Genomic DNA, 12675 nt, shown 5'->3' on the forward strand with positions numbered 1-12675 from the left:
TTCTTGTAAATTTAACGAAGTAATTTCTCTTTTTGTAAAAATTGTTTTGCGACTTCTTCACTATTTTTACCATTTACGTTAACTTCATAATTCATTTTTCGCATTTCTTCATCTGTAATCTTTCCAGATAATTTATTTAATACCTTTTCAAGTTCAGGATATTTCTTTAACGTTTCTTTTCTTAATAATGGTGCTCCTTGATAAGGTGGGAATAACCCTTTATCATCTTTTAGCACTTTTAGTCCGTATTGCTCCAATTCACTATCTGTTGAATATGCATCGATTACGTTAACATCTCCAGATTGAATTGCGCTATAACGCAACTTCGGCTCCATCGTTTTAATATTTGAAAACTTATAGTTATATAATTTTTGCATTCCTTTATAACCGTCTTCACGATCAGCAAACTCTAATGTAAATCCTACTTTAGCATTTTGTGCAATATTTCCCAAATCAGAAATTGTATTTATATTATTTTGATCTGCTATTTTTTTCGGCATAGCTAGTGCATATGTATTGTTATACTCCATTGGCTTCAACATAACCATATTATATTTCTTTTCCATTCCAACGCGAGCCTGATCATATACTTCATCACGATTTGTGCTCTTTGGTTCTTCTTTCACGAAAGTAGATAATGCTGTTCCTGAAAATTCTGGGTATATATCTACTTCCCCTGATTTCAACGCTTCAAATACAAATGCTGTTTTTCCAAGACCTGGTTTTAATTGTACGTGTAAATCGGTATCTTGTTCAATAAGCTGCTTATACATTTGAATTAAAATTTCAGGTTCTGATCCAAGTTTGCCCGCAATAACAATATCTTTCTTTTCTGTACTCCAAAGAAATGGAGAAGCAATCATTACTACAACTATACATATCGTCAATATAACACGCTTAGAAGAGCGTTTCGGTCGTTCAAGTATGCGAAGTACTATATCAAAGAATAAAGCGAGTAACGCGGCTGGTACGGCCCCTAAAATGATAAGTGCATGATCATTTCGATCTATACCTAATAATATAAGCTTACCTAGCCCACCAGCACCAATGAGAGCTGCTAATGTAGCCGTTCCAACAATCAATACCATCGCTGTACGAATACCGGCCATAATGATAGGCAATGCAAGAGGAAGTTCTACCTTCCACAACCTTCTCCAACTATTCATCCCCATAGCTCTCGCCGCTTCTATTAGTGATTCATCTAATTCCCTTATTCCTGTATATGTATTTCGTAAAATAGGTAATAGTGCATACACAACTAATGCGATAATCGCTGGAAGTTTTCCAATTCCTACTAACGGAATTAATAGTCCAAGTAATGCAAGTGATGGCACTGTCTGCATTACTGCAGAAGTTCCTATTATAAATTCAGCCATTCGTTCTTTTCTTGTTAATAAAATGCCAAGTGGCACCGCTATAATTACTGCAAAAAATAATGAAATAAGCGATATTTGTAAATGCTCACTTAATGCAGTTAGTAATTCTATTTTTCGTTCTTGGAACGTTTGTATAAAATTAGTCACTGTTTAGCCTCTTTCCTTCATTTGTTCAACAATGTAATTGACAATATGACGACTTGTTAACGCTCCAATATATTGACCATTTTCTTCAACTGGAACGACCTCCTCATCACGCACACGAACTAACGCTTCTTGTAAAGAAGCATGTAATGATAGTGCCTGCCCTTCTAATTGCACACTTTCGTCAAGCGGCAATACATCTGCTACACTTTTCCCCTCATACCAAGTTCGTCCACGATTTCCAATGAACTCCTCTACAAATTCATTTTTCGGATTATGTATAATTCCTTCTGGTGTATCAAGTTGAACAACTTTTCCTTCTTTCATAATACAAATGCGATCTCCAAGTGATAATGCTTCTTGCATATCATGTGTTACGAACACGATTGTTTTTTGAATCTTTTTTTGCAACTGTACAATATCCTTCTGAAGCTGTTCCCTACTTAACGGATCTAGCGCACTAAATGGTTCATCCATAAGAACGATTTTCGGGTTTGCGGCTAATGCTCGCACGACACCGACACGTTGTTTTTGTCCTCCTGATAATTCATCAGGCATACGATCTCGATATATATCCGGATCTAATCCAACCATATGTAACAAGTCATCGACGCGTGCTTTTATGTCCTTTTTGCTCCATTGCCTCATTTCAGGAACAACTGCAATATTTTCAGCGATTGTCATATGAGGAAATAAAGCAATCTGTTGCAACACGTATCCTATATCCCAACGTAATTCGTTTATATTATATTGTTGAATATCTTTTCCATCGATTAAAATCGATCCTTCAGTCGTTTCGATTAAACGATTAATCATCTTCATTGTCGTTGTTTTCCCACAACCACTCGGACCGATGAGAACGAAAAATTCTCCCTTTTTAATTTCTAAATGCAATGAATCCACTGCTTTCGTGCCATCTTCATACGATTTTGACACATGATTAAATTGAATCACAAACACAACTCCTTTACTGTTGTTTCCTTTATTTTGATGGAATATGGCATTCATTTCAAATGATACGCTTTTAAATTAAAAAAGAGCTCGCATTTGAGCTCTAACGGTCGAACAATATTGTTTTCATAATAGCAGCATATTCGCGAACATACATTTTTCTCTTAGAACGCATTGGCGTCTCAGCAGCTAGTGCCTCCATCTTCATGCCTAAACGCTTTGCAATTATTTTTGTTCGATATAAATGATACGTATTACTTACAACTACCGCATGTTTCACATTATATAAATCCATACTAAATTTTAAGTTTTCATACGTATTTGTAGATTGATCTTCTATTAAAATACGACTCTCATCTATACCGTGTACCATTAAATAATTTCTCATGCTGTGAGCTTCCGGTATATCTTCATCTTCTCCTTGACCACCTGAAACAATTACTTTCGCTTCAGGATGGGAAAATAAATACTCCAACGCTACATCCAAACGATTTTGAAGAGATAAAGACGGTCTATCTCCAAATAACTTTGCACCCAGTATAAGAACGTACGGAGAGTGATAGCTCAACTTTTCACGAGCAACTTTGTTCATTCGAAAGGTCATATAAAGGATGTATAGTGGCGGTAATAATAAAATCATAAGAAAGATCCATTTGTTCATAAATAAGTATTCACTCCCTTTCTTGTTATTATATAGAAAAAGAAAGGGAGGCAGAAGTGTTTTTTCAAACGATTGATTTATTAGAAACATGCGCCGCTACTTTACGTTGTGATAGTACATAATAAATAGCGATTCCTAATGAGAAGATCAATATGCAGCTTAATACGTAAAACGGCAGCATGACTCCGACTTTAGATACACCCGCTGTAAACAACATTAATAATAAAATTCGTATTCCAGTACCAATTAGGCGAAATAAGCTGTCTACACGTCCCATTACTTCATTTGGAATTTCCTCCATCATCAATACATTTCTCGCCACTCTTGTACCCGCATTTCCAACTGCATGAAAAATTGCAAGTCCATATAAGAAAATTACGGAAGGTTCAATAATCATTACGGTAATTGAAATTACATAAATGAACATCGTCATAACGATTGAAACTTCTGTTTTTACATATTTCATTATGAGTGGAATACAGATTCCTGCAACAACCGCTCCAACACCGTACATCATCCCCTCTATTGCGTATACAGAGGCATTGGCTTTAAGTATATCCGAAATATAAACTGGTATTAAATAATTTGCCATCATGACACCTATAAACGGCATATAAGTAGCCAGTAAGAACCAAAAGAGCTTAGGACGTTTTTTCATAAAGTGAATTCCTTCAAACAATTGCTTCTTAAATGTTATTTTTCTTTTCACTTCTTTTTTCTTTACGTACGGTATACATAAGAAAAGAAAAAATGCTCCAGCAAAAGTTAACATGTCTACTAACAAAATCCACTTCAAAGATACAATTTCAATTAAGAAGCTCGCGGCCGCTCCAGAAATAACTTGTGTTAACTGTCCTTGTATTTCCATCGTTCCACTTAAACTTTTATAATGTTCTGCTTGAAATATCTCTTGGTTGAACGCAAATATTGTAGGATAAAATAATAAATAGTAGAATGATCCGGCTATATAAATAAGAATATAGTGAATAGAATGATAAGGTTGCCCAGCAAATCCCCATATAACCATTATTCCGATTACGGCTATTCCGATTCCTTCATTACATAGCAATAAAGATTTTCTTGAAAAACGATCAATACTTTGCCCAATGAATGGTGTTAATAAAAACATAATGAGGGTTGCAATGATAGAAACATAACCAAATGTTGTCTCTCCTCCACTCTCTTTAATTAACAGCCAAGGAATCGTTATCATAACAATTCCGGAACCAATAGCAGATAGACTATTGGCCCCTAGAATGTAATACAAGCGAGAATCATGATAAAGTGAGGACATATCACTCCACTCCTAGTTGCTTTTTCACCTCTTTATATACGCTCATATATGCTTTTAATTCTTTAACTACATCATGAATTAATGGTTTGGCATCTTCCCCAAGTTCACCATCTTGCACATGTAATCCATCAAGCACAACTTGTTTTGGAATGGCATTTGCATAAACACCTCTAGCGACCGTTCGCATGCTGTTTAATGCATTTATTCCACCTTTACCGCCACCAGCAACCGCTAACAACGCAACTGGTTTATGAATAAATTCACTACTACTTAAGTAATCTAAAGAGTTTTTCAGCGCACCGCTCATCGCATTATGATATTCTGGTGTACATAATACAACCCCATCCGCAGCTTTCACTAACGTTTTCAATTTTTTTACTGCCTCTAAATCACGTTGTGACTCTTCTCCATTGTATAAAGGTAACTCCTCAATTGCTAAATCATATAATTCCCCTTCAAATTGATCCGCAATATATTTTGCCACCACGCGAGTTCTACCAAATTTTCTTGGTGTACCGTTAATAACGACTAGTTTCATGATTATTTCTCCCCTTTGTTTTCAAGTTCTACTTGTATATTATCAGAAATTTCTATACAAAACACAATATAAAGAGTTAACTTGTTTCATAAAATAGTATGATAAACAAAAAAGAACTCATACTTTCGTATGAGTTTCGCACAATTACTTCGTTTCATCTCTCAGACTCAATGTACCTAAACTTTCATTTGCTTCAAAATGATTATATGCTTTTTCCGCTAATTTTTTCCGTTCTTCTGGTAATTCTATATATTTCATTACGTTTTCAATTATTTTTTCGTACGGAGTAAATACAATTCCCGGCCACTCTACCTCATCTTCTGGATTACTATTTTCGGAAATAATAAATTTCTTATTTGCGACTGCATAAGACACGCGAGGTGTTTCAAGAATTCCTGATAAGTAAAAATGAACATTTAATATAATTTTAGCTCTAGCAATCAATTCATTTCTAACAATTCCCCACGCATTATTTTTAAAAACTATATTTAAATTTGGGGCAATCGCTTTTAGATGATCAAAAATAGCTTGCCGCCTCGGATTAAGGGCACCTATAAACAGAATATCAATATCTTCAGTAATCTCATCTTCAAATGCATCTTTTTTTATTTCCAAAGTTGGAGCATAGTTCATTTTTACATGTTTTATTTCTTTTCCTACCCCTTTTTGTTTTAGCCATTCTATATTTTGTTTACTATAATCCCAAATCACTCTATCTTTTAATAATATTAAATAAAGGGGGTGCGCATATGGACTTCCTTCGTATAGCTGTTCTAAATTATAAATAATTGCATCTTTCGGAAGAAGATTCGGGTTATATGCGTATGTATGTGCTCCAAAAACAACTGTATTCTTTACATTTTCCAGTATTGTTTCTGATATAATTACTGTATTTCCCTCCTGCTCCAACCGCCACTTTAAAGCTCGCGCAACATCTATGAAACTACCGTATGTCTTTGGGCATATAAAAAGACAATAATCATATTCTTTATTCAAATAAGCTTCCATTAATTTTAAATTATTTTTATATAAATCTACATCCGGATGTTTAAGTACTAACTCATTTGCATGTTTTCTTGCTACTTTATATAATCCAGCATAATAAGCAGCGATGCATCTTCTTAATTCGATTCTTTCACGATGTTCATCTAATACATCCATGTTTAAAAGAAGATTTGCGATACAATACGCTTTTAAATGATCACGATCATAATAATAGTCTAGTAGTGGCATCAATTCTTCATACGTATTTCCATGCACCGATTCTCCTAGTTCAATCGCCCATCGCATTAATTCCATGATTACTCCACTACTCCTTTAACCGAAAATGTATTTAATAAAATTTCGCATTATTCTCTACTACATTTGCTATATGAAATGGAATCTCTTCTTTAATCGATTCCAAATACTTTTGCGACACGGCCCCTAAATGTTTTTTATGAGGTATATAGAAAGCACTAATAGAAATTTCATAGTCAAATAAGTAATCATACACATGATAATCTACAAATAGAAGATCATCCTTTGGAAAAGGAATTTCCTTCCCTTGCAGAGCATACATCAAAGCAATATTGTTTTGAGATCGTAATCGATACAACCTTGCAAGTTGGTATAATGGTTCAGCTCGAGTTGGTCTATATTCCCACGCTTTTTGAAAATAAAAAACAGCTAATGCTAAATATTGCTCTTCTTGCCCTTTAACATTTTCTTTTTCATCAGCATCTGTCACTTCATTTTGTTTATTTGCTGAACGATTTGCTAACTGCTCATAACAAAATCCTATTCGCAATAACGAATAGAATACCTCTTCAACCCACCCCCCTGCTTCCACTCGTTTTTTATACCATTTAATCGAATCTTCAAATTGACTTAAATGAAAATAAGTCTGGGCTAAATAAAATAAATATCTTATATGCAAATCTGGCGTTGTTTCTGGGTCATTTATCCCCTGTAACAACAACCTCTCATCTCTTTCAAATTTATCAGCTTTACTCCCCCCATCTCCGGGATCATTCACGACAAGAGTCTCTAACCGATCTACCCTCGTATTGTAATTCGCTCCAACTTTTGAACGATCTATATCCCAATACTCATGAGTAACACCGACAGATTTCCATGGTAAAGAAGCTTTTAATAGACGTGTAAGCCAATATTTAATATGAACATCATATTGCAATGTAAGATAATGATCTTCCGTTAAGCTCGTTTTATCGAAATTCGGATCAACCTCTAAAATCATATCCGCATCTAATATTAATAAATAATCCGCTTCTGGATATGTTTTTTGCGCTAATGAAACTGCTAAGCTTCTGTTATAACCAAAGTTTTTAAACGGCTCATGATGAACTGTCCCAGGTATCTCATTTTCCTTACACCAATTTTCTATAATTTCAGGCGTATTATCCGTCGATCCAGTATCACAAATAGAAACATAATCTACAATTGATTTTGTTGCATTTAAACATCTTTCCATAATTCTAGACTCATTTTTGACAATCATACAAAGACATAACTTTTTTTCTTCCTTTACAGACTTCACTTGCTCATTTCCCATTTAACCACCTCATATTTTATTAACACGCTCTTCTCATATGTAACAACATTTTTTAGCTATACTGATGACATAAGCACCCTTTTACTATTTATGAAAACTTCATTTTATTTATTCTTACTTTTATGTTGGGACATATTTCATGCTTCGCTTTATATTTGATACAATCAATACAAAAAAACATAATACGGGAATCCGTACATTTCAAAGTCTAAGAGGAGGTTATATTTTGTTGGATTACATTTGGCTAAATGACAAATCACCAATTTTAGAACAACTACCAAGTAATTTTAAATCTGCAGCTATATTGCTACATCCATTTGTCCAAATGCCTTTAGGATGGGAAAAGTCTGTGAGAAAAAGACCATATGAGCACATCTATCCTAGCGCTGAAGAAATCATTCACAATGGGAAATCCGTTTCTTGGAAGGAAATGATGTCTTGTAGTGGATTACATTCATACGCAGACCTAGCAATGGCCATGTTGACTTCCATTAGTGTCTTTTCAGAAGAATATAAAAGAGAGGATTTAGCTGAAAAGCTACATTCAAACTTAAAAAAAGATCTTTATTATCCAACAGAAGATTATACGTCTATATTTTTATTACACAAATTACTTAAACTCCTCGGTTCTAAAGGTGCAAAAAATCTATATTTCTCTGAACCAATTCTTGATACAAACGGATTATTACAGGTAAATAATACTACTCCATTAGATATTTGGGACATTAGCAATAATGAGTTAATTATTACTGGAGAAGACAATGAGTATGCGTTTATGAGTATATACGATTCCTTTACAACCTTATTATTAGCTAAAGAAGAAAATATAGAATATATTGTTCAATCAATGAATGTTGAAGCTGTCATTTGTGACAAAAAAACGATGATTGATTGGTATTTTTAAATTAGTAATTTCTTAAACTACAAAAAAAGAAACTTGCGCTTATGCACAAGTTTCTTTTCAAAAACATCCTTATTTTTTTACAACTTCATGTCCACCGAACTGATTACGTAGTGCTGAAACTACTTTTCCATGGAATGTATCATCTTCCTGAGAACGATAGCGCATAAATAATGACATCGCGATTACTGGTGCCGCTGCTTGTAACTCAAGCGCAGTTTCAACAGTCCATTTCCCTTCTCCTGAAGAGTTCATTACACCTTTAATGCCATCAAGTTTAGGATCATCTGCAAATGCTTTTTCAGTTAAGTCCATTAACCAACCGCGGATTACTGATCCGTTCGCCCATACTTTTGCAACATCTTCATAATTGAAATCAAAGTCACTCTTATCTAGTACTTCAAATCCTTCAGCGATTGCTTGCATCATGCCGTACTCAATACCGTTATGAACCATTTTTAAGAAATGACCACTACCAACGCGGCCAGCATAAGAATAGCCATTTTCTACTGCTAAATCTTTAAATAAAGGTTCTAATTGGTCATAAATTTCTTTTTCTCCACCAACCATTAAACAAGCACCGCATCTAGCTCCTTCTACACCGCCAGATGTACCGATATCTACATAATGTAATCCGAAGCTTTTTGCTTCTTCAGCACGGCGTAACGTATCTTTATAGAATGAATTTCCACCTTCAATAACGATATCACCTTCATCTAATAACGGATACACATCTTTTAATACTGACTCTACAACTTCTCCTGCAGGCACCATTACCCAGATCGTACGAGGAGCTTCTAATTCAGCGATCATTTCTTTTAATGTATGACGTGCAGTAATTCCTAGTTTTCCTGCCTTTTCTACAAGCTCTTTATTTACATCGTATACAACTACTTCATGCTTGTCTTCATGTAAGTGTTCAGCTAATGGGAATCCCATTTTTCCTAATCCAATTAAACCTAGTTTCATATTAATCAATCTCCCATTCTATACAAATATATTTAATATCGAAATTAATACAAGTGCTACAACTGATAGTATCGTCTCCATTGCGGTCCATGTTAATAATGTTTCTTTCACAGTCATTCCGAAATATTCTTTAATCATCCAAAATCCCGAATCATTCACGTGTGATAAAATTAATGACCCTGCGCCTGTTGCAAGTGCTAGTAATTCAACATTTACACCAGGTGTACTTGCTGCAATCGGCGCAACAATACCAGCTGCTGTCATCATAGAAACAGTTGCCGATCCTGTTGCAACTCGGATAAGTGCAGCAATTCCCCATCCAAGTAATATTGGTGAAATATGTGATTCTTTCGCCATTTCAGCAATTGTAGTACCAATTCCAGAATCTAATAACACCTTATTAAATGCACCACCAGCACCAATTACTAACAGTATGTTTGCAATCGGCCCAAGGCAATCATTTGTAAATTGTAATACTTTATCTTTAGAAAATCCTTTTGCATAACCAAGGCTAAAGAAAGAATAAATCGTTGCAATTAATAAAGCGACTATTGGATCTCCAATAAAGTGTAACACTTGTGCAAGTTGACTCGTTTTATGTAACGCTACTTCAGCAATGGATGCACCAAGCATAAGAAATACTGGAAGTAAAATAGTAAACAATGTATTTCCGAAGCTAGGAAGTTCTTTCTTCTTATCTCTTTCAATAAATTGCTCCGCTATATCTAATGGTACTTCCTTATGGATACGAGCACCAATCCATTTCCCGTAAAGTGGACCTGAAATAATTGCAGTTGGAAGTCCGACAATTAACGCATATAAAATTGTCTTCCCTACATCTGCTTTAAAAATACCAACTGCCGCCATTGCCGCTGGATGCGGTGGAACAAGTCCGTGTACGACTGACAGTCCTGCTACTAGCGGAATACCGATTGTAATAAGTGATACCCCAGTTTCTAACGCAATTGTAAATACTAACGGAATTAATAGGACAAATCCAACTTGGAAAAATACCGGAATACCTACTAAAAATGCAACGAACATCATCGCCCAGTGAACTCGTTTCTTCCCAAAACGATTAATTAATGTGTTAGCGATCCGTTCAGCACCGCCAGATTCGGCCATCATTTTTCCAAGCATCGTTCCTAGCGCTAAAACTATTGCTAAAAAGCCTAACGTATTACCAAGCCCTAGTTTAATAGAATCAATAATCCCTGGATCTTTTGGTGAAGTTCCAATTAAAGGCATTCCCATTGCCAATCCTACACCAATTGCTGTTAAAATTAATGCGACAAATGGATGCCATTTTACTACCGTAATAAGTAAAAGTAGTATGACAACTGCCGCTAGTACGATCCCAACTACCATTTCTCCCAATCCCCCTATTGTTTACGTTGGAAAGCAGCTATACAATCAAATTCTTCTTTCAAACGATTGTAAAGTCGTTCATACATATAAAACATTTCTAAATATATAGCCGTATTTTCTTTATTCGGTACATGATGATGGACAATATCAATCCAATCCTTTACCTCTTCAAGAGAATCAATTTTTCCTACAGCATATAAAGCAACTGCCGCTGCCCCAAGCGCAGATGCTTCATGACTTTCAGGTACAAGCAATTCTTTCCCCATCATATCGGACAACATTTGTCTCCAAAATGCAGATTTCGCAAACCCTCCTGAAACTCGTATTTCAGTAAGTGGCCCTGTACAGTCCCTGATTGCGAGTGCTACTGAATATACACTCATACAAACACCTTCCATCACTGCACGTATAAAATGTTCTCGCTTATGTTGAAGATTGATTCCAAAGAATGTACCACGAGCATTTGCATTCCAGTAAGGTGCGCGTTCTCCAGATAAGAAAGGTAAAAACAATAGCCCATCCGCTCCAGCTGGTACGCTTTCTGCATATTTAATTAATAAATCATAAGGATCAATTCCGAGCTTCCTTGCAACTTCTTGCTCTGGACTACCAAATTCATCACGTAACCATCTCAGTAATATTCCACCATTATTCGTTGGACCACCGATTACCCAGTGCTCATCTGTTAATGCGTAACAAAACGTTCTCCCTTTCTCATCTGTATTTATATTTGATGAGATTGTTCGAACCGCACCACTCGTTCCAATCGTAATTGCAGCCGCACCCGGTGATATCGCCCCAACTCCTACATTTGCAAGAACCCCATCACTTGCTCCGATGACAATTGGTGTCTCTGCACTTATCCCCATCTTCTGTGCTAATTCTGGCTTCATACCTGATAAAATATATGTAGTTGGTACAGGGGTTGATAATTGTTCTGGTGACATATGTAACATCGTTAAAACATCTTCATCCCAATTTAATGTTTCTAAATTAAATAACCCCGTAGCAGAAGCAATCGAATAATCAACTACGTAGCGTGAAAATAATTGGTAAATCACATACTCTTTAATGGAAATAAATTTATAAGCACTTGTATATAACTCTGGTTCCTCTTCTTTCATCCATAACAATTTAGAAAGTGGTGACATTGGATGGATCGGTGTACCTGTACGTCTATAAATTTCATGCCCATTCATTTGATGTAATAATTTTTCTGATTGCTTCGTACTTCGATTATCTGCCCAAATGATAGAACGCGTTAATGGCGTACCATTTTCATCTACTGCAATTAATGCGTGCATAGCTGCACTAATACCGATCGAAGAAATATCTTCTGGTAATACATTACCCTTTTCAATGGCAACGCTTACACTTTTGTATACAGCGGCACATATTACATCAGGATCTTGCTCAGCCCATCCTACGTTCGGTTGAATAATTGGGTAATCGATTGCATGTGATGCAATAACTTTTCCTTTTTCTGTAAAAACAACCGTTTTCGTACTTGTGGTACCGATATCAATCCCGATTACTCTCCCCCTTGTTTCCATGCGAATCTTCCCTTCATTTCTAGCAAAATACGATTTAGTAAACCGTTTACATGAATTAGTATATAAAATATTTTTTCATTTATCAAGTTATAAAAAGAAAATTTTTTTCATAACAAAAAGTAAATCCCCTCATTCCATTTCACTTATATACTAAATTTAGCTTTTCCGTGCGGTAAAATTACGTTATATTGCGTTACGCAATACACTCTTTCCTCTCATTAACAACACATACATAGTCCTCCATACGTTCTACTCATTTGCATGAAAAAGCGTTGAGAAGCAATATTCATTTTTAGGGATCACGTAACATCACCATCAAGCCAAGAAAAGTAACTATCCGCAGAATAAGAATTCTGTGCATTTTGT

At 35.3% G+C, this 12675-nt stretch carries 11 protein-coding genes; 1 reads left to right on the top strand and 10 read right to left on the bottom strand.

All coding sequences use genetic code 11. The annotated features are described in order from the left end of the window. Positions 1-11: 11 nt before the first annotated feature. From MR170_RS07950 to MR170_RS07980, 7 genes are all read right to left on the bottom strand, one after another. The gene (locus MR170_RS07950; RefSeq protein ID WP_043936536.1) at positions 12-1523 is read right to left on the bottom strand and encodes an ABC transporter permease/substrate-binding protein; all 1512 of its coding nucleotides are present in this window, start codon (positions 1521-1523) and stop codon (positions 12-14) included. A 3-nt stretch (positions 1524-1526) separates the two neighbouring features. Then, positions 1527-2474: an ABC transporter ATP-binding protein gene (locus MR170_RS07955; protein ID WP_029442228.1), complete on the bottom strand. Its 948-nt coding sequence runs from the start codon at positions 2472-2474 to the stop codon at positions 1527-1529. A gap of 100 nt (positions 2475-2574) precedes the next feature. Continuing rightward, positions 2575-3132 (bottom strand): YdcF family protein, encoded by a 558-nt coding sequence (locus MR170_RS07960; RefSeq protein WP_029442227.1) that lies wholly within the window; start codon positions 3130-3132, stop codon positions 2575-2577. A 64-nt stretch (positions 3133-3196) separates the two neighbouring features. Then, positions 3197-4426 (bottom strand): MFS transporter, encoded by a 1230-nt coding sequence (locus tag MR170_RS07965; protein WP_016081764.1) that lies wholly within the window; start codon positions 4424-4426, stop codon positions 3197-3199. Position 4427: 1 nt separating this feature from the next. Next, complete coding sequence (locus MR170_RS07970; protein WP_000780355.1) at positions 4428-4964, bottom strand: NADPH-dependent FMN reductase; 537 nt, start codon at positions 4962-4964, stop codon at positions 4428-4430. A gap of 144 nt (positions 4965-5108) precedes the next feature. Next, a complete protein-coding gene (locus MR170_RS07975) occupies positions 5109-6263 on the bottom strand; it encodes a CgeB family protein (protein ID WP_242307882.1) in 1155 nt (384 codons plus the stop codon). Between the two features lie 34 nt (positions 6264-6297). After that, entirely contained in the window at positions 6298-7518 is a 1221-nt protein-coding gene (locus MR170_RS07980) for a glycosyltransferase (RefSeq protein WP_242307883.1), read from the bottom strand. A 139-nt stretch (positions 7519-7657) separates the two neighbouring features. Here MR170_RS07980 and MR170_RS07985 point away from each other — a divergent pair, with 139 nt between their 5' ends. Continuing rightward, on the top strand, positions 7658-8422 hold the full coding sequence (locus tag MR170_RS07985) for a DUF2711 domain-containing protein (RefSeq protein WP_242307886.1): 765 nt from the start codon (positions 7658-7660) through the stop codon (positions 8420-8422). A 69-nt stretch (positions 8423-8491) separates the two neighbouring features. Here the strand turns inward: MR170_RS07985 and gnd are convergent, their stop codons facing one another. Genes gnd through gntK form a run of 3 tightly spaced genes read right to left on the bottom strand, consistent with a single transcriptional unit; the run spans position 8492 to position 12309 of the window. Then, a complete protein-coding gene (gene gnd, locus MR170_RS07990) occupies positions 8492-9388 on the bottom strand; it encodes a phosphogluconate dehydrogenase (NAD(+)-dependent, decarboxylating) (RefSeq protein ID WP_242307889.1) in 897 nt (298 codons plus the stop codon). 18 nt (positions 9389-9406) lie between these two features. Beyond that, entirely contained in the window at positions 9407-10756 is a 1350-nt protein-coding gene (locus tag MR170_RS07995) for a GntP family permease (protein ID WP_242307892.1), read from the bottom strand. Positions 10757-10770: 14 nt separating this feature from the next. Then, positions 10771-12309: a gluconokinase gene (gene gntK / locus MR170_RS08000; RefSeq protein ID WP_016081766.1), complete on the bottom strand. Its 1539-nt coding sequence runs from the start codon at positions 12307-12309 to the stop codon at positions 10771-10773. Positions 12310-12675 lie beyond the last annotated feature (366 nt).

Source organism: Bacillus cereus group sp. BfR-BA-01524 (genome assembly GCF_022662595.1).
In the GTDB taxonomy this organism is placed as follows: domain Bacteria; phylum Bacillota; class Bacilli; order Bacillales; family Bacillaceae_G; genus Bacillus_A; species Bacillus_A thuringiensis_S.